The 19,230-nt window shown below is 59.7% G+C and carries 12 protein-coding genes and 1 tRNA gene; 6 read left to right on the plus strand and 7 right to left on the minus strand.

Annotated elements, in window-relative coordinates; all coding sequences use genetic code 11:
* Window positions 1-109: 109 nt before the first annotated feature.
* Window positions 110-200, plus strand: a tRNA-Ser gene (locus tag NKG99_RS00335).
* Window positions 201-500: 300 nt separating this feature from the next.
* Here NKG99_RS00335 and NKG99_RS00340 read toward each other — a convergent pair.
* The 4 genes from NKG99_RS00340 to NKG99_RS00355 all read right to left on the minus strand — a co-directional run bounded on the left by NKG99_RS00340 (window position 501) and on the right by NKG99_RS00355 (window position 6,631).
* Window positions 501-2,726 carry a mechanosensitive ion channel family protein gene (locus NKG99_RS00340; protein ID WP_352863142.1) on the minus strand — a complete coding sequence of 742 codons (2,226 nt, stop codon included), beginning with the start codon at window positions 2,724-2,726 and terminating at the stop codon, window positions 501-503.
* 400 nt (window positions 2,727-3,126) lie between these two features.
* The gene (locus NKG99_RS00345) at window positions 3,127-6,024 is read right to left on the minus strand and encodes a glycosyltransferase (RefSeq protein WP_352863143.1); all 2,898 of its coding nucleotides are present in this window, start codon (window positions 6,022-6,024) and stop codon (window positions 3,127-3,129) included.
* A 6-nt stretch (window positions 6,025-6,030) separates the two neighbouring features.
* Window positions 6,031-6,207 carry a glycosyltransferase gene (locus tag NKG99_RS00350; protein ID WP_352863144.1) on the minus strand — a complete coding sequence of 59 codons (177 nt, stop codon included), beginning with the start codon at window positions 6,205-6,207 and terminating at the stop codon, window positions 6,031-6,033.
* Between the two features lie 178 nt (window positions 6,208-6,385).
* A complete protein-coding gene (locus NKG99_RS00355) occupies window positions 6,386-6,631 on the minus strand; it encodes an IS66 family transposase (protein ID WP_352863146.1) in 246 nt (81 codons plus the stop codon).
* A 126-nt stretch (window positions 6,632-6,757) separates the two neighbouring features.
* Here NKG99_RS00355 and NKG99_RS00360 point away from each other — a divergent pair, with 126 nt between their 5' ends.
* Genes NKG99_RS00360 through NKG99_RS00375 form a run of 4 tightly spaced genes read left to right on the plus strand, consistent with a single transcriptional unit; the run spans window position 6,758 to window position 11,663 of the window.
* The gene (locus NKG99_RS00360; protein ID WP_352863147.1) at window positions 6,758-7,423 is read left to right on the plus strand and encodes a hypothetical protein; all 666 of its coding nucleotides are present in this window, start codon (window positions 6,758-6,760) and stop codon (window positions 7,421-7,423) included.
* Window positions 7,424-7,430: 7 nt separating this feature from the next.
* Window positions 7,431-10,088 carry an OmpA family protein gene (locus tag NKG99_RS00365; protein ID WP_352863149.1) on the plus strand — a complete coding sequence of 886 codons (2,658 nt, stop codon included), beginning with the start codon at window positions 7,431-7,433 and terminating at the stop codon, window positions 10,086-10,088.
* Window positions 10,089-10,094: 6 nt separating this feature from the next.
* Window positions 10,095-10,589, plus strand: a complete 495-nt coding sequence (locus NKG99_RS00370; RefSeq protein WP_352863151.1) for a Rab family GTPase — start codon at window positions 10,095-10,097, stop codon at window positions 10,587-10,589.
* A 3-nt stretch (window positions 10,590-10,592) separates the two neighbouring features.
* Window positions 10,593-11,663, plus strand: coding sequence for an adenylate/guanylate cyclase domain-containing protein (locus NKG99_RS00375; RefSeq protein WP_352863152.1), 1,071 nt, complete (start codon window positions 10,593-10,595; stop codon window positions 11,661-11,663).
* A gap of 142 nt (window positions 11,664-11,805) precedes the next feature.
* Here the strand turns inward: NKG99_RS00375 and NKG99_RS00380 are convergent, their stop codons facing one another.
* Together NKG99_RS00380 and NKG99_RS00385 are read right to left on the minus strand one after the other, a co-directional pair.
* Window positions 11,806-12,486 carry a redoxin domain-containing protein gene (locus tag NKG99_RS00380; RefSeq protein ID WP_352863154.1) on the minus strand — a complete coding sequence of 227 codons (681 nt, stop codon included), beginning with the start codon at window positions 12,484-12,486 and terminating at the stop codon, window positions 11,806-11,808.
* A 19-nt stretch (window positions 12,487-12,505) separates the two neighbouring features.
* Window positions 12,506-15,805 (minus strand): ATP-binding protein, encoded by a 3,300-nt coding sequence (locus tag NKG99_RS00385; protein ID WP_352863156.1) that lies wholly within the window; start codon window positions 15,803-15,805, stop codon window positions 12,506-12,508.
* Between the two features lie 240 nt (window positions 15,806-16,045).
* Here NKG99_RS00385 and NKG99_RS00390 point away from each other — a divergent pair, with 240 nt between their 5' ends.
* Window positions 16,046-17,818 carry an adenylate/guanylate cyclase domain-containing protein gene (locus tag NKG99_RS00390; RefSeq protein WP_352863157.1) on the plus strand — a complete coding sequence of 591 codons (1,773 nt, stop codon included), beginning with the start codon at window positions 16,046-16,048 and terminating at the stop codon, window positions 17,816-17,818.
* A gap of 22 nt (window positions 17,819-17,840) precedes the next feature.
* Here NKG99_RS00390 and NKG99_RS00395 read toward each other — a convergent pair whose 3' ends face one another.
* A complete protein-coding gene (locus tag NKG99_RS00395; protein ID WP_352863159.1) occupies window positions 17,841-19,220 on the minus strand; it encodes a hypothetical protein in 1,380 nt (459 codons plus the stop codon).
* Window positions 19,221-19,230 lie beyond the last annotated feature (10 nt).

The following is a 19,230-nucleotide window of genomic DNA, read 5'->3' on the forward strand; positions in this document are numbered from 1 at the left end:
GAACCGCCGCATCCATGGAAACGCCGCGGTCCGGTGCGTTGTTATTTTTCTATATAATGGCGCGGGCTTGTTGATTGTGCCGGCGCTTTTCTTTATCCAGCGGCGCAACGGAGAGGTGGCCGAGTGGTCGAAGGCGCTCCCCTGCTAAGGGAGTAGAGGTCAAAAGCTTCTCGTGGGTTCGAATCCCATCCTCTCCGCCATTCTTGTCTGCTTCGAAGGCGGACTTCCCAAAATTACTTCATTAAAACAGGCTGATAGCAGGATATCCCGCTGCCATCGCCGCGCGATTCGGCGCCAAAATGCTCCCGAAACACCGCTGTTTTGTTCGATTCTGACTGGCCTGGAGTGGTTCGGCGCAGTTTTTTCACAGAAAAACAACGATCCGGTTCATCTAGTTCACTGTGGTTCCTACACACTGAATTGAATTATCGTTTACCCAAGTCACAGATTTTTTGCCCTGCGGAAAGCCGCGCTGTGACCGGCAGGGTTTCAGGGCTTTCCTATTCCGTTGTGCTGGCTTTTTTTCTCCGACGAATAGTGTGCGACTGCGCGACGGCCATTTTTAACGCGGGTGTGATCTCCAACGGCGCATTCTCTGCCCCATGTGGATTCTGTAGCCCCTGGACCTGGACGGTCGGAAGCGGGAGTTCGATGCCCTGCTCCTTGAAGACTTGGCGCAGCCGCACATAGAATTTGCGTTTCATACCGAAGGCGCCTCCGGGTCGGGTTGTGGCCTTGACCCTCAATACGATGCCGTACTCGCCGAACTCCTGTACGCCCTGCATCTTGATTGGGTCGAGCACCCAGTGTTTGAACTCGGGATCTTCCGCCAGTTCGAGGCCGATGCGCTTGATGAGCTTGCGGGCGAAGTCGATATCGGTGTCATAGCCAACGGTGATGTTGAATTTGTCGATAACCCAGTCACGACTCTGGTTCTGGACTGCCCCGAGTTCACCGAAAGGTATCGTGAACAGCGGACCTCGATGATGGCGCAGCTTCACCGAGCGCAGCGAAAAGCTTTCCACGGTACCCTTGTAATTGCCCGAGGAAATATATTCGCCGACACGAAACGCATCATCGAGCAGAAAAAACACGCCTGAAATGACGTCCTTGACGACGGTTTGTGCGCCAAAGCCCACCGCGACGCCGACGACGCCGGCGCCAGCGATCAGCGGGCCGATCTGGATACCCATAGAAGCGAGCATCATCAGCACCGCCATCACCACGATCAATGCGAGCAGCATGTTCTGGAGGATCGGCAAGAGCGTGTGCAGCCGCGCCTGCTGCGGATCGAGGATCGGGACGTCTTCGTCGCTGATGACTGGGTGCGGTATTTCGATGCCCAGCTTTCGTTCGATCAAGGCCTTGATGATCGACCAGCCGAAATCGGCTGCGAGGGCAATGACCACGACATTGATCAAGCCTCGCAAGATGAACATCGTCGTCGTATCGCTGTCGCGCATGGATTGCATGTTCAGACCCCAGACACGCGCGAGAAAGTAAGCCGCCGCCAGGATCAAAATCATCCGGATTCCGCGATCGATGACAGCGATCGTCACCGCCGGGATTGTAGGCCGGCCGACATCTTCCGAACCTGGCCGCAAGACGAAATTAACCCCGCGCTGTGTCAGCACGATTGCCAAAGGCAGGAAGAATGCGGCGAAGGTAAACCAGAAGTATATATAAAGCCCGGCGACGCGCTGCAGGAACAGGACGACGAAATAAGCCGTCAACAACCATGTCGCTTCTGTGTGACCGCTGTGGCGCGCACTGTCTCGGTGCGTTCTTGGCCGACGCCAGATGGCAAGCAGCAACAGCGACAGCAGCACGAAATCGGCGCCCAGTGACAGGACCATCATTCCGTCCTGATCGATGCCGAGACCCGGCAAGAGAATAAACGCGGCGCCGAAAAACGCAAAGACGCCGACGATCCGGGGTAGCCAATAGGACCAATGGTCCGCCACTTCGTTGGTGATCGGCAAACCCCGAACCTCGACGGCGTTCTCGACGTTCATGAAGGAAGGGACGAGCATGGCGATGACGTACATGCGCACACCCCATGTAACGACGGCCGCCATCAGGAATGTCAATACAATCTCGCGGATAAGCATTGGCCAGTCGAACAACATGAACGCGCCGGCGCTGCCCAATGCGAAAGAGACAATCAGCATGCTGGAATATAGCGCGCGACCGCCAATCTTCTTGGCGCGCCCGATTGGCGTATCCTTCGGCTGCGCGATGATCCAAAGACGAAATGGACGTGTGACTTTATACGTTGCCCAAGTGAGCGTCAGGCCGGCAGCAATGAACATCGCAATCAGCATAAATACGCTTGCGGATCCCTTGCTGGACATGTCCTGCATCGTCTCTGCGCGAACGCGCGCGAACTGACCTGGCAGCAGGGGTAAAGTTCGCACGATTCGTTCGATATGGTGCCCGATCCGATCGAGCGTCGAGGATGCCATCGTATTCATCTGGCCTGGTGCGGCCACGGCGCCGGACGATACGTCGGTCGGCGAAGCTCCTGCCCCGGCAGGCGCGCCCGTCGATCCGGCGTCCTGATTTCGTTGTTCGGCCACCCAGGCCTTCACTGATGGATCGTCGAGAAGCTCGAACAGTTGTTTGACCCTTTCAGGCGGGACCGTCGCCGGCGCCTGCGCCTGTGCCTGACCAGCCAACAAGAGGGCGATCCCAAAGACGAGCGGCCCGGCAACCAGGACAAACATCGCGCTCAGATGTCGGAGACGTTGTGTCGGGCGTGCCAGGTTCCTGGGTACCAGTCGACGAATTATAAGTGCCATCGTGCTGTTAACTTTCCGGTCAAATCGGCGAGGAACGACATCTATGTCCGTTGTTGTCTTACCTTGAAGAAACCGATGTTGCGGTGCAAGAAGTCATCGTTCCGAGCCAGACCGTTTGCGCCGGGTAACTTGGCAGCGTTTATTTAGCCGCCGGGGCAGGCCATTCCGATCCGCGTGACATCGGGCGATCGCCGCAGTCTGGTCGCATGAGCCATCGTCAACAACATATCTCGAGCGCTCCATAGGGCCGCGGGGTCACGCTGCGAAGCGTCCGTCGATCTTGCGCATTGTTAGCGGAAATAATGACGCTGACAAAGTTCACCGTTTAATCGAGCACGGCCTCGACAGTGGCGACAAAGTCATCGAGCGAGCGATCCCCGCGAATCTCGATGCGCGGAAGGTCGATCGGATCGCAATCGAGATCCGCCGGCCCAGATCTGCCGCCGAAGCCAATCCGATAGCCGCATTCCTTGGCCAGCCGCCCTAGCCGTCGGTCAGTGACAGAGAAGGGTGCCGCGAACGCCGTGGTCGGCCGACCCGTCCACCGTTCGATGAACATACGAGAGCGCAGGAGCTCGGCGGCCAGGTCACAGCTCGAAAGACCATCGATGGCGCGATGCGTCGCCAGATGGCTTCCGAAGAACGCACCCTCGGCGGAGAGGCGTCGCACCGTCCCGGCGTCCATAAGCCGCGTCGGCGGACCGATATCGGCGTCCCATTTTGCACTTTCGCCCACCAGATCCGTCACCAGGAACACTTCCGCGGTCAGGTCGTTGGCGCGCAAGATCGGCCAGGCATGGTCGGCAAAGTTCTGGAAGCCGTCGTCGAAGGTGATGACCACCGGGCGGCCAACGAAAGGCTGACGGTTGGCGATGAACTGTTCCAGTTGCTCGGACCCAATGGCGTGAAAGCCATTGGCGCGCAGCCATGCCATCTGGCTCGCGAATGCGGCGGGCGTGAGCCGAAAACGGGCGAGCGCGTCCGGACCTTCATCGGCAACGCCATGATACATGAGTACAGGGATATGCTGGCGCCGCTCGTTGCGTGCGACGTCGCGGCGCAAGGCCCGCGCCCCGCCCCAGACGATATTTCGCGCGACCCCGATTCCAATGGGTGCGCGGATCGGCACATGATCTATCATCGGTTCCGTCGCCACATCGTCCGGTGACGGGCGGCGGAAGCGGTCTATGCGGTAGAGCTCGGTCTGGATCGATTGCTCAAGGACGAGGCCTTCGGTCGCTGCCAGCGTCTCCGAGATCGCTTGCGCACCGAATGTGTTCCAGTCGAAGCCCGTCCTTTCAACATTGTCACGCAGCACGAATGCGTGTGCGCTGATGAAACTGCCGCCAGGCGCCAACGCCTCAGCGAATTTTTTGGCGATGCGCCGCAACTCGGCGAGATCATCCAGGTAGTAGAGCACCTCCGAACAGAAGATCAAATCCATCTCATCCGGCAGCGCGTCGGCGGAGAAATCCAGTACGCCGAATTCAATGTTCGGCTGATCGCTGCATCGCGCACGGGCCCGCTCGATGGCTATGGCGGAGATGTCAGTTGCGGTCAAATGGCCCACACGCGGCGCCAGCTGCCGCGTGAAGTGGCCCTCCGCGCAGGCCAGTTCGAGCGCCCGTCCGATGGGACCAGCAGGCAGGATTTGGAGCTGCCGCTGATATTTTTCCTGCTCATAGAGCGAGCCGTAGTTCCACGGGTCCTCGGTCGCGAAATAGCTGTTCCAGAACGCCGTGCGATCATTCCTGTCCGCGGTCCGTGCTCGGTGCGGCGTTGCAGGAGGTGGTGCTGGTTCGGCGCTTGACCGAACCAGCTCCCGCGCTTCAGCTGCCAATTGGGCGAGTTTGCCGAAGTGGCTGTCCAGATCGGGCCGACGTTCGGCTGCGGACAACAATGCCTCGGCTGCAAGCGTGTTTGGCGTATCGGCACTGGCGTCCTTTTGCAGTGCGATCAGTTCAATCCAATGATCCCTTGTCACTGTCCCGAGTACGCCGAACTGCACGACAGCTTCGATCTGGCCATCCATCATCAGGTAGGCATAGATTTGATCGATTCCTTCCGGAAGCTCGGTCGAGGTTGGATTTCGAGCGTCGACGCGAATTCCGAGTATCCGCGCCAGCCTACGCGGTGCGGCAAGATCGTCGGCATCGAGAAGCATTTGCTCGAGATGATACTGGACGCGACGACCCGCGACCGGATCGTCCCAGACGTTGCCGAGTTCGATGATCAACTCGGTGAGGGCGCCGCCGAACCTGTCCCACCGGGCAGCCAATTGCGCTGGCACCGATAGGCTTCCTACCATCAGGCCATCGAAGGCCACCTTGGCGATCTCACGCGCCCACTTACGTGCTGCCGGGAGCGCGCGTAGGGATTGCGGGTTGATCGAGCCGCCGCCGCTGCCGCAATCCGACGCAGCGTTCCACAAGGCGAACCACGCGAGTGCTTCGGAAGCGGTGCGGCCGATCGCCTCGATCGCTCCATTGGCGTGAGCCGATCCTGGGTGTTTGACCCCGGGATCAGGAGAAAAGCCGCGGGCGATCACGATTTCCGCGTCTGCCAGCATCTGCGTCGAATTGCGGGTGAGGGCGTTGGGGCTGGCTCGATAGAAGGCGAGCGGCTCGTCGACCATCACCCAATTCTTGCCGAGACGTGCGACGCGCTGCCACAGATCCCAGTCCTCGCAGGTGCGCAGCGACACATCGAAACCGCCCAACTCGACGATTGTCTCCCGGTCGACCAGCAGCGCGTGAGTGGCGATGGCACACCGGCGGGCGAATGTTTCGAAGGGCTGGATCGCGACCTCGGGGGCGATGCTCGACGGGGTGAGTGCACCATCGGGCATCACGCGCCGAGAACCGCAATAGGCGGCCACTGCATCGGGAGCGGCTTTCAGTGCGTCCAGCATTTTCGTAAGGAAGCTGGCATCGACCCAATCGTCGGCATCCAGGAACATCAGCCAGTGACCGCGCGCCGTCGAAATCCCGTTATTGCGCGCGCCGGCGGGACTCTTCGCGCGAGAACTCAACGTCCGAAATCGGGCATCTTGTTCCACATAACGGGCGATGGTCGCGGGGGTGCGGTCCGTGGAGGCGTCGTCGACGATGATCGCCTCCCAATCCACGATTTCCTGATCGAGAAGGCAATCGAGTGCGCGCGTCAGCGTTACCTCCGCGTTGTGCGCAGGAACTACGATTGAAACCAATGGATTATGCGCCACGTTGTCTTACCCATGCCTGGTTCGAAGGTAGAACAAGATGCGTTGATCTTTGTCGGCGTAGGCCGTCACAATCGACGCCGATCCGTTCGACCCATCGTCCACCACGACTATATCCAGCATCTGGTAGGTCTGCCGGCGAATGCCGGCATGCGTTGCGCCGATGTTTTGCTCGACATTGAACATTGGTACCACACCGCCTTGCGGTAGCATTATTCTGGATCATCGAGCTTTCGTTTTCTTCGGCGAGAGTCTGCGAATGTCAAAACCGGATAACGGCATCGGATGGCAGCACCGCCCTGTCAAGATCGGGGCGAATTAGAGGCAAGAAAAAGACTTGAAGACTGGCTTGAATGGCAAGCGCTCATGCCCGACGGCTTAGAGCTGCGGCCATCGGCAAAAGGATGATCGCGGGCGAAGACGCGAGCGCAAGCTGGTCCGGATCGACCCACTCGGAACCGCGGCCGAACTGAGAGCGCTGCAGTTGCCTGATGATGGATTTAAGGCGCTCGATCTCACCGTCGCGGTGCTCGACAACGGCCGCCATGTTACGCACAAGATGCCGCCGACGGGCCTGTTTGCTGGGCAGATTGTCGAGGTCGAGCCGCATGTTCAAATTTACGCGCGAACCGGCTTAAGCCGAAAAGATTCCGGCTTGCGAGCCGGGTATTTTACTGACATGTTTACCAGTTGCTAAATTAGCACTGTGGCATCTGTTCAAATGAAGGGAATAGGGATGGCCAAGGAATCTTCGAGTACCGCTTCTTCGGCAAATAAAGCGGACGCAAATCTGACAAGTAATGCAGACGGAAACGGGCTGGCCTTCATGGCGGGCCAGGCTCGCGAGAGCGGGGCCTCCGGCGACGCTGTAGGTGTCGACAAGATACGTGATCTGCTGTTCGGCAACCAGATGCAGGACTATGACCGCCGCTTTTCCAAGCTTGAAGAACGGGTGTTGCAGCGCTTCAAGGATGTCGAATCGGAAGCCAAGCGTAATCTTGACATGTACGAGTCAAATGCAAAGAAGCAGGTCGATTCGCTTGCGGCGCAATTGCGGAACGAAAAAGATTCACGAGCCGATGCCGACAAGGAGATTGACCGGAATCTTCGCGAGCAAAACCAGGCACTTGAAAAGCAGGTGCGCGCGTTGTCGGATCAATTGAGTGCGCTTGAACGCGACGTTTCGGACCGGATAAATCGAAACGATCATTTACTGCGTGAGGAAATCAAGCAGAAAAATGAAGGCGTTCAGATGCTGATAGAGAAAATGTTTGCTGATCTCAGCAACGTCAAGACCGACCGAAATCTTTTGGCGGGTCTGTTCGTCGAGGTCGCAAAATGTCTGAATCAGGATCCTGTCGGCAGCAAGAGCAACTCGGAACGTAACTGGAAAGTGAGTTGATGGGACCTTGACGTCAACCGTCGACCCAGTCAGCCTTCCGCAAAGAACTGCCTCGAACGATACAGAGATTGATCGCGAGGCTCTGGCCCGTCTTTTGATCGAAATTGCCCGGAACGTCGATCCGGACTATCGTGCGCGTTTCGACGGAGTTCCAACCGCCGATCCTCGCATGGAAACGCTGCGCCAGTTGCTGGTCAGCCGCGAAATTTCGGAGCTTTCACGAGTTACGCACCTGCTGGACGAACCCGAGCAGCTCGCGGCAGCCGTGGGCGGCGTTCTTCCCAGTGCGGCCGCGCGAGCGTCTCATGCGCAGCTCGGTGAGGCGCTTGCGCCCGCTGTCGAAAGGGCTGTGCAACGGTCCATCCAGAAGAGCCCGCGCACGCTGACGGATATATTGTACCCGGTGTTTCTGCCGGCAATTCGCAAGTCGATCGGGGAAAAGATCGACCAGACCTTTCAGTCGCTGAACGAGACTTTAAGACATATATTTACCTGGCACGGGCTCAAGTGGAGATTTGAATCATGGAGAACTGGGGCCAGCTTCTCTGAAGTTGTTCTGAAGCATTCTCTTATCTATCGTGTAGAGCATGTCTTTCTCATCAACCGTAATTCCGGGCTTTTGATAGCGCATGTAACTGCCGATAATGCAACGAGCGAAGACCCTCAACTGATTTCTTCTATGTTGAGCGCAATTCAAGATTTTGTGAAAGACTCATTCAACGAGAAAGAACAGAGCGGCCTGGACACAATCCGTTTTGGCGACCTTCGTCTCTGGTCGGAAGTTGGACCGTTTGCCACCCTGGTTTCGGTGATCCGAGGAAATCCGCCGGAGGAATTGCACGAAATAGTTCGCGATGTATTGCTTCGCATCCATGCGGAATGCTCACAGGCTTTAGAGCAGTTTGACGGCGACAGTTCGCAGTTGGCCGGCGTAGAGGCGCAGTTGCAGACCTGCGTCGAGCTGAAGCAGGAGGAATCGAACCAGGGATTTCCGTGGCTGGTGGTGGCTGCAGCCCTGCTGGTTTTGATTCCGGCAGGCGGTTGGTTCTTTCTTTCCTGGCAATCCGGGCAGCGCTGGCACGCCTATGTGTCGCGACTGGAGACCCAGCCGGGCATCATCGTTGCAGAACAAAAGATACGCGGCGGCCAATTCTATATTGCCGGCCTGAGAGACCCGCTTGCCGCCGACCCGCAGTCGCTGTTGTCCGGAACGCAGGTCGATCCCGCCCGCGTTCATTCGCAGTGGCAATTCTATCAGAGCCTTGAACCGGAGTTCGTGTTGAAGCGGCTGACGGCGTCGCTGGCTCCGCTGGATACAGTACGATTTTCGATCGTTGATGATCGCATCGTTGCCGAGGGTGAGGCTCCCGACACCTGGATAGATCGGGCGCGCGCAGCGGCCCGAGAGCTTTCGGCAGGCGGGCCGGTATTCGATATCTCCAAGGTTCGTGATGTGAGCCCCGAAGCACGCGCGGTGGAGCGCTGGCAGGCCTATGTGTCGCGACTGGGGACCCAGCCGGGCATCACCGTTGCCGAACAAAAGATACGCGATGGCCAATTCTATATTGCCGGCCTGAGAGACCCGCTTGCCGCCGACCCGCAAGCTCTGCTGTCCGGAACGCAGGTCGATCCCGCCCGGGTTCATTCGCAGTGGCAATTCTATCAAAGCCTTGAACCGGAGTTCGTTTTGAAGCGGCTGACGGCGTCGCTGTATCCGCCGGACACAGTACGATTTTCGATCGTCGATAGTCGCATCATTGCCGAGGGTGAGGCTCCCGACACCTGGATAGATCGGGCGCGCGCGGCGGCCCGGCAGCTTTCGGCAGGCGGACCGGAATTCGACATCTCCAAGGTTCGTGATGTGAGTCCCGAAGCACGCGCGGCGGAGCACTGGCAGTATTATGTGTCGCGACTTGAGGCCCAACCGGGGATCATCGTCGCCCAACAAACGGCGAGGGGCGGACATTTCTACATTTCCGGCCTGAGAGACCCGCTTGCCGCCGACCCGCAAGCTCTGCTGTCCGGAACTGGGGTCGATCCTGCCCGCGTTCATTCACAGTGGCAATTCTATCAGAGCCTTGATCCGAAATTCGTTGTGAAGCGGCTGACAGCGTCACTGACCCCGCCGAAATCGGTTCGGCTTTCGATCATCCAGGGCCGCATCGTTGCCGAAGGTGAGGCTCCTGCCGCCTGGATCAACCGGGCGCAGGCCGCCGCCGAACAGCTTTCGGCGGACGGAGTGGTTCTGGATGTCTCGCAGCTGCGTGAACTGGACCTTGCGGAACTCAATCATTTGAGGCAGGCCATCCAGACGACCGATATTTTCTTCTCTTCCGGCAAAGTTGTGCCGGGACCAGAGCAGACGCCGGTTCTCGACAGGTTGGCGGATCAAATAAAGGAATTCGCCCAAGATGCCCGCAAGTCAGGCGTGACAGCGCGGTTCATGTTGACCGGCCATTCGGACGCCACGGGCCGTGAGACGGCCAACGCGTCGATCAGCGCCGCCCGCGCCGAGACAGTTCGTGCGCTTCTCAAGAAGCGCGGCGTCGCCCCGGAACTGCTGCTGGTTCGGGGCGCGGGCACCTTTGAGCCGGCTGTGCCTGAAAATAGTCAAACCGGTAGCTCCACCAATCGCCGGGTTTCGGTTACGGTAAACCTGGATTAGGGCAAGATGTTGCAAAAAAAGATCTGTATGCTGGGCGGGTTCTCTGTCGGAAAGACGAGCCTGGTTCGCAGGTTTGTGCAAAGCATCTTTTCAGAAACCTACTTGACCACGGTGGGAGTGAAAATCGACAAGAAGAATGTCGCTCTCCCGGACAAAACCGTGGATCTGATTTTGTGGGACTTGGCCGGCGAAGACGATATCGGCTCATTCCGCGTCAGCTATGTTCGAGGCGCAACCGGGCTTATGCTTGTCGTCGATGGAACCCGCGCTGCTACTCTTGCCGTGGCGCTCACGCTGCGCGAACGGGCCGAGGCCGAATTCGGCGCTATGCCGTTCGTATTGCTGATCAACAAATCCGATCTGGCCGATCGGTGGGCAATATCGGATAGTGAGATTAGCGAACTGAGGCAGCGTGGATGGCAAATCTATCTAACAAGTGCGCTCTCGGGTGAGAATGTTGATGATGCATTTCGTCAACTTGCTTTGATGGTAACCAGATAGACCATGCATGGATTGCCAAGAGAAGTCCGAAGTTGGATTTTCAATTTCTTCTACAATGGGCACTCTGTCGCATATCTGAAAATCGACGCCCAGCTTTGCATAGCTGCCAAGGGCGGAAATGTTGAACATTACGGACTCACATCGCTTCGCATTGGCAAAGCTGTTGCCGAGCAGCTTGAATTTATGGAAGGTTTGCTGCCTTGCCCGGAGCTTCCGTTTCACATTGCCATGGTCGAGCTGCCCAGCGGGCGTGTCGCGGACCTTCATTTTTTTGCTGACAATGCCTGCGTGTGGCTGCTCTTTCTCGACGCCACTGCCGAACGCGACAATAGGCAGCGGCTTCAACAAAAGGCTTATGAAATGACACTCCTGCAAGAGAGGGAGCGTCAACTCAACGAGAAATTACAAACGACGAACGAGGCGTTGAGGAAGAGCCAGGAGGGATTGGCGCGTGAATACCAGCGCGCCGAAACCCTGCTCCTCAACATTCTTCCGGCGTCGATCGCGGAGCGGTTGAAAGCGCACAAAAAAATTGCTGACAACCACGCGGAAGTGAGTGTGCTTTTTGCCGACATCGTCGGTTTCACGGAACGAGCGCGGAGCGTCGGAGCCGTGACGACGCTCGCAATTTTAAACTACTTCTTCAAGGCGGCGGATCGGCTCTCGGAACGATACGGCTGCGAAAAGATCAAGACAATCGGCGATTGTGTGATGGTGGTCGCTGGCCTGCCCACCGCGCGATCCGATCATGCAAAGGCCCTCGCGCGCTATGCACTTGAGCTGCGCAAGGCGGTTAAGCGCGAAAGCTTCGCGGGAGAACCGCTGAGACTCAGAATTGGAATTCACTCAGGACCAATCGTCGCGGGCGTCATAGGCAAGAGGCGGTTTGCCTATGACCTGTGGGGCGACACCGTTAATCTCGCCTCACGTATTCAAACGTCCGCGGAGCCCGATGAAATCCGTATTTCGGATGCAACTCGCCAACTGCTTGGACCAAATTTTGCTTGCGACCCACTCGAGGAAACGGAATTGCGTGGTACAGGCCGTGTGCGGATGTGGCGGCTGACGGCCTGATTGCCGCATGGCAGTGCCGACCCTGGAGCCCACGCATCTCAAGCCGCAAGCTATTATTACGCGAAGTTTTGACCCGATGGTGCCCTTCATTGTCCGCATCGCGAATGGCAGCAATGCGGATCATTTGCAGTCTTCCGACGGTCTATTGGGCGACTTGGGACACGGCTGACATCAGTTCCTGCGGGTTTGGCGCCCCAAACATGTATCGCCCACCCTCTGGAACCTCCGTGAAGCTCCAGCGGACGATCCCCTGCCGGTCCAGCAGGAATTGGCCAATCAGTTGTCCGTGTCCCGTTGCCATCATCTGCTGGTCGGCTTCGGTCACTTCGTAATTGTCCTTCTTGCCGAGGAATTCGCTGGCCGCAAAAGGATCCATGGGACCGGGCAACTCGCCTGGTAAGTCGACCCGCATATCCTTTGCCACTGCCATCGAGACCTTGTACGGCCAGTTCGTCTCGTTTTGGGTGAATTCGAGATTTGGCAGTCCAAAAGCACGATGTGAAGCGCGTTCAGGATCTGAGGCCGCAAGCAGATTTGGCATCGGGTGGTAGCGGAAATAGAGACGCGCCCGTTCGATCGGCGTGTTGACCACCGTCAGGCTCTCCACACCCCTTTCGCGCAGCTCCGGATCAAGCCGCGCCTGAGCGGCGATATGGCGCCGGCAAAACGCACAATGCAGACCTCGAAACAGACCGACCAGCACCGGTTTTTGCCCGCGAAAGTCGTCAAGCGCGATCTTGCCTTCCTGGGTAATGGCGTCGAGTACCAAGTTCGGTGCACGGTCGCCCGGTTGAAGCGGTACCAAGTCACTAGGCGCGGACATTTCCAATCTCCAACCCCGGCTAATCGAGAAAAGGCAGCACCACAAGCGCTTCCGGGTCGAGCCCGTGCTGGGCGCATATACCCTGCGCCAAGGAAAAGTAGCGTTCGGCCTCGGCAAGATTGTTGAGGTCGAGATTAAGCGTTGCCAGACCATCATAGCACGGAAACAGCAGTTGGGGTTCGCCCGTTTCGCGGGCTACGTCCAGTGCTTCGTGGAACAAGCCAACGGCCAGTTCCGGACGGCCGTTGCACTGGTGGATCTGCCCAAGCACAATCAACGGCACCGGCAGATGCTCTCGCTGATCGAGTGCCCGGTCGATCTCGATGGCTTTCTCGGCAGCAGGCACGCCCTCTGTTGGACAGCGATCCGTGAAAGTACAACAAGCGACCGCCAGATTGGCGAGAAGGCGCGCCTGGAAGCCCAAATCACCAATATGGCGCGCGACTTCAAGACCGCGCCGACAGACCTCCATCGCCCGTGCCGGATCGATGGTCGTGTAAAGCACGCCGAGATTGGTGTAGCCGCGGCAGGCCGCGCCCAGCAGACCGGCGGCTTCGGCCAATTCAATGCTGTGTTCGACCTGACGCACGGCTTCACTGTTTCGCCCAAGGCGAGCCAGCGCGACAGCCTTGGTATTGAGTGCCTCGGCGGTCACAAGAGTGGCCTCACGCCCCACCTCGGAGACATGCTCCGTTGTCAGAATGCGTACGCAATCCAACGCCGCGTCTGCCCATTTTGCCGCGAGAGCGTGATCTCCGCTACGGAAAGCCTGTCGGCCACGTTCTTGCCAGAGATGCGCCTGCTCGACCGGGGCATCCGCTCCATCGAGGAGCGCTGCCGCTTCAGCATAGCGGGATTCTGCCTTCTCCCGCTTGCCGACGTCCCAGAGCAGCCGACCGATCTTACGCAAAACTCGCGCCGACGCGACGCGATTGGCCGACTCGCGGTATGCCTGCAACACCGCCTCGTAGTGATGGTGCGCGATCTCGCGGCGGCCTGCGGAGCCGCTCAAATCGGCAATGCGCTCGGCAATTGTCAGCTTGAGCGGTGTTTGCCCGGTCGCCTCCAACGCAGTCAGTGCTCGCTCGTAGAAACGAAGGGCATCGTCGTTGGCGTATATCATGCGAGCGCGATCGCCGGCCGCCTGCAGGTAATGCGCGCCCTTCTCCCGCTCGGCGCTCTGTGCGAAATGATGACCGAGCACGGTCAAATCCTCTAGCCGTTCCGGATTATCGCCGCACAGTTGCTCCAAGGCAGCACCTATCCGCCCGTGGATTTCGGTCCGGCGTTGCAGGAGCAGATTCTGGTAGATCACGTCCTGCAGCAATGTTTGCGTAAAGCGGTAGCTTTGCGACGAGACCGAGCCTGATCCGGCAACTTCCTCGATGATTTCCGCATCGCAAAGCAGTTCGCAGCCGGCTTCTAGCCGGGCGGGGTCGGCTGTCACGGTTTTCAGAAGCGTGGCATCGAAGCGCGGGCCGATTACCGCGGCTTCCTGGGCCAACCGGCGCACCCCTTGTGGCAGCCGGTCGACGCGAGCAAGCAACATTGCCTGGATAGTGGCGGGAATGCCGGTTGCGACTTCGCCTGCCACAGTCCGCCATCGCTGGCCCTCGCGCATCAGTACACCGCGATCGATAAGGCCGCGAACGATCTCCTCCAAAAAAAGAGGGTTGCCGCCCGCTCGCTCGAGGATCTGATCGACGAGCCCTCCCGCGGAGCTTACCCAGCTCTCGCCGAAAAGCGCCGCCAGCAGGCTGCGACCTTCATCGCTGTTGAGCGGCGAAAGCCTGAGCGCTGTGTGACTGACCCGACTTGAGTCGAGTTGGCTGTTGTCCGGCGCCGGGCGATGCGTGACCAGCACCATCAACCGCGTGCGTTCCAACCTGTCCATCACGAAACGCAGTGCCTCGAGCGACACGGCGTCGGCCCAGTGCAGGTCTTCGACGACAATCAACAGCGGCGACAACGCAAGCCGCCGTTCGATGATTGTGCGGACCGCGTAGAGAATTTGCCGCCGTAGCTGCTCGGGTTCGACATGCTGCAAGGTGGCATCGGGGTCGCCAAGGCCAAGCACATGGTAGAGCAAAGGCATCAGCCGCTTCGCCTCCTCGCCCTGCAGGCCGAGATCGGCAAGCAAGCCTGCGAGCTTCGCCCGCATTTCGTCCCCATCGTCGTTTTGCATCATCCCGGCAGCGCTGCGCACCACTGCGCCTAGGGCGCCAAATGATTGTTCGCCCAGCGGTGAGCACGTGGCCTGCCGCACGGCGACGTTGCGAAAACGATCCTCGTCGCCGACGCGGGCGACGAACTCCTTCACCAGCCGCGATTTCCCGATACCGGCTTCTCCGACGAGGCGGACAAGTTGGGCCGAGCCGCCGCAAGCCTGGTCAAGGCTCGCCAGCATTCTATGGAGCTCCGCAGCACGACCTATCATCGGCGCGCTGAGGCCGAGCGCCTCGAGCCCACGCGCTGCTCGCGGCGCTGCAAGCGGTGCATCCAGTCGATGGACGAGCACACTGCCAGCCTTGCCGCGAAGCACGACATCGCCCAGCGACTCGTATGAGAAGGCATGCCGGGTCAGCCTGTGAGTGAGCTCGCCTACCAGCACCTCACCCGGTGCGGCCAGCGATTGCAGGCGTTGCGCCGTATTCACCGTGTCGCCGGTCACCGAATAGGATTTGGCGGTGCCGATGCCCAATCCGCCAGTGACGACCGGACCAGTGTTTATGCCGATGTGGAGTAACAGAGGCGCGCCGGAGTGGGAGGCGCTTTCGCCGAGCCGCGCCGTCCGGGCGATCATGTCGAGAGCGGCGCGAAGCGCACGTTCCGGATCGTCCTCATGCGCGACCGGCGCACCGAACAAAGCGAGCAGTGCATCGCCGATGAATTTGTCGACGAAACCACCAAAGTTTCGCACGGCCGCCGTCAGTTCCTTGAACAGTTCGTTCTGCAGCGTTTGCATGACCTCGGGGTCGAGCTGCTCGCTGAGTGTCGTGAAGCCGCAAAGGTCGGCGAAGAGGACCGTTACCGTCCTGCGATCGGCGTCGGAGACAGGATGCAGCCCTTCATCGCTTTCGATGTTCGCAAGCAGCGACGGAGTTCGAGAAGGCGGCACAATGGTTCGGCTTGGTGTCGGAGCAGGCCGTTCGACGGCTTTTGCGGGCGCACCGACGCTTGCCCCACATTTCGGACAGAACTCGAAATCAGGTGCGCAGGGATAGCCGCAACTGGCGCATGGCACGGGCTGGCGCTTGCCGCACCTCGGACAGAAAGCGTAACCGCCCTCAACCTTGAAACCGCAGCCTGAGCAGTCCATCCAACCAGACCTCACTAGGGGCCGTGACGGCGTGATCTCCCTACGCACTTCACGGCCAGGATATTCACAAGCATGAACCGATAGCCGTCGACCGGCAAGCGGCAGCGCAAATGGGCATCCGGCGGTCGGGTGGGTCCTGTGGCAGCGCACAGCCAATTCGGTTTGCTGCGTGGCTGTCGGTTGCGAAAGTTCCCTCTTGCTTCGGTCTTCCTGCTATCGTGGAGATGAGGAGACGAACCCTTGAGCGAGAATCGTAAGCTAGCCGCAATCCTGGCTGCGGATGTGGTCGGATACAGCCGGCTCGCGAGCGCGGATGAAGATCGTACTTTGGCGAGGTTGCGGACACTGCGCAGCGACCTGATCGATCCGATCATCGCGGTGCACCACGGCCGGGTGATCAAGCGCACCGGCGATGGGGCGCTGGTTGAGTTCCGCAGTGTGGTGGATGCCGTGCGCTGCGCCATAGAGGTTCAGAATGGCATGGTTGAGCGCAACGCCGGCGTGCCGCAGGACCGCCGTATCGAGTTCAGGATCGGCATCCATCTGGGAGATGTGGTCGAAGAAAGCGACGGCGACCTGATGGGCGACGGCGTCAACATCGCCTCGCGTTTGGAGGGAGTCGCGGCGCCCGGCGCCATCTGCCTGTCCGAGGATGCCTATCGCCAGGTCAAGGCGAGGCTCGACCTCTCGGTCAGCGATCTCGGCAGCACACAGCTCAAGAACATCGCCGAGCCGATCCGGGTCTATTCGCTGCAAGTCGGCAGCGCCGGGACCAAGGCGGCCGCGATCTCGGAAACCGCGACGAGCCGGCCGGCTACGGCAGTGCCGCCGAAGCTGTCGATCGCCGTCCTGCCGTTCGCCAATATGAGCGGTGACGCCGAACAGGACTACTTCGCCGACGGCATCTCTGAAGACATCATCACGGCCCTGTCCAAACTGTCGCAACTCTTCGTCATCGCACGCAATTCATCGTTCACGTTCAAGGGCCAGAACGTCCATGTGCAGGAGGTGGGCACGAAGCTCGGCGTGCGGCATGTACTCGAGGGCAGCGTACGCAAGTCGGGGAACAGGGTGCGCATCACCGCGCAGCTCATCGATGCAACCACGGGCGGCCATCTTTGGGCGGAGCGGTTTGATCGCGACCTGACCGACATATTCGCGGTGCAGGACGACGTGACGCAGCAGATCGTCGGTGCGCTGGCGCTCAATCTGACTGAGGATGACCGTCAGCGGCTGGCGCCGGAGCACCCGCGCAACACGGAGGCGTATGACTGTTTCCTGCGGGGCAGGGAGCTGTGGCACCGGCTGACGAAGGAGACGAATGTCGCGGCCCGCGACCTCTTGCAACGCGCCACCGAACTGGACCCGAAGTTTGCCTCTGCCTACGCTTTCCTCGCCCTCACGCACGGAATCGATTACCTGAACAGGTGGGGTGCGTCACCGCCTGAATCGATGGCGCAAGCGGAGGAGGCCGCAACGCGAGCGGTAACGCTGGATGACAGCGATCCCTGGGCGCACTGGGCGCTGGCGATAGCCAAGCTGTACACACGACGGCACGATGAGGCCATCGACGAGGTCGAGCGCGCACTGGTCCTCAATCCGAACTTCGCCGAAGCGCACGTCGCCCGCGGCGAGGCGCTGTATTACTCGGGCAGACCCGAGGGGGCCCTTGAGAGTTTCGCCCGGGGAAAGACCCTGAACCCATACTTTCCGGATGTGCTTCTGCACTTCCAGGCTTTGGCGTTGTTTCAACTGGGAAGGTTCGACGAGGCCGTTGACCTCTTGCTGCAACGGCTGGCGCGCAACGCCGTCACCGACGTCTCGCGCGCGCTTCTGGCTGCCAGCTACGGCCATCTGGGCCGTCTCGCCGAGGCCCGCGCGGCATGGCAGGATGTGCTTCGCGTCAATCCTGGCTATTCGCTGGAATACCGTCGCAAAGTCTTGCCTTACAAGAACCCTGCCGATTTCGAACTCATGGTCGACGGGCTCCGCAAGGCCGGCATCGTGCAATGACAGGTAAGGCCATGCGGCCGGATCAGACGCTGTAGGCTTGGCCGATCTTGCGCCATCGCGCGTTTTCGCGAACCAGTTTCAGGTTGTTGGTGGTCTCGGCAAATGTCCGTGAACGGTATTGCCGGAGCAGGTCCGCGAAGAGCGCCCCTTCCGGCAGGCCGGCAAGCTGCTCGCGGACCGAGATCTTTTCATCGATGACCCGGGTGCCCCAGGCATTTTCCCTTACCTGCAGCTCCGCAGCCAGATCACGCTCTTCCGGCGCGGTTTTTTCCAACGCAGCCAGCAGGATCGAGTGGAAAAGCGCTACATAGCCAATCTGTCTCAGGCCGCCGACAACCCGCACCCGCGGCAATATGGCAAGAACGAGGAAGGTCAAGAACAAGTTCGGCAGCAGCACGCCGTCCAGCAGTGCCTGCTTGAGATGCGGCCGCTCGAACGGGATGGAAAGACCATGCGGCCTGTCAGGCTCGATCAGGTGCCCGTTCTCAAGAACGAGCTTGCGCACGCGCTCCTCGCGGATGCCCCAGAAATAGTCCGTGGCATTGGGCAGGAATCTGCCGAATGGGCCTGATGCGGCCTCTTGCAAGGCATGTTCGAGACGGTGGCGCCTTGCGGGTTCGATGAGCAGCCTGGAAAGAAGGCTGCCTTCATATTCCAGATGCCGCGCCATGGCAGAAGCGGCGAGCCGATCATCGATGAAAACCGGCAGGGCCATGCCGGAACGATCCCAATTGGCGACCAGATCCTCGTTGAGGGCTGTCATGGCATCGGCGGCGGTTCCAAAGACCTTGTCCTGACTGGCAAGCAGTGTACCTAGCCAACGGCGGGCATCCGTTTCATCGCCCACCGCTTCGAGCGCGCGCTTGTTGAGGGAGACGGGACCGGCCGCGCAGACGCTCTTGCGGCACAGTTTGTGGCGCCCCATGCCAAACAGGTTGACCTTGTCGTCGCCGACCTCGAGCCATCCGGGCCCTTCCCGGCCAATTGTCTCCATGGTCATCGTCGTTCCCATGAAGCCGACGAAGGCAGACAGCTCGTTTTCGACCGCGCCGAGCCAGGCAAACAGAAGGGCATCGAAGGTGATCCGGTCCATCAGAAGCAGGCAGTGCAGGCCGGACTGAATTACCGGTCTGTGCTCGAACTCTTCGAGGGCCTTGCCGATCTCCTCAGGCTGCATAATTACACCGAGGCGTTGATGCAGGACTTCGCGCAGGATCGAGCGGGCAGCGATCGCCGGGCCCGATGCAGGCCTTGCCACCGGCCGCCACAGATGGCGGGCGTAGTCGGAGACCGGAGCATTCCAGTTCTGCTCGATGTCACGCACGACTTCCGGGCAGAGCAGCGACAGCACAGCCAGAATTTCCACCGGAGGCGCAGGGGTTGGATCAAAGACGGCGGTCATCGGTCCCGTC

The organism is Mesorhizobium sp. M1409 (assembly GCF_040317535.1).
Taxonomy (GTDB): Bacteria; Pseudomonadota; Alphaproteobacteria; order Rhizobiales; family Rhizobiaceae; genus Mesorhizobium.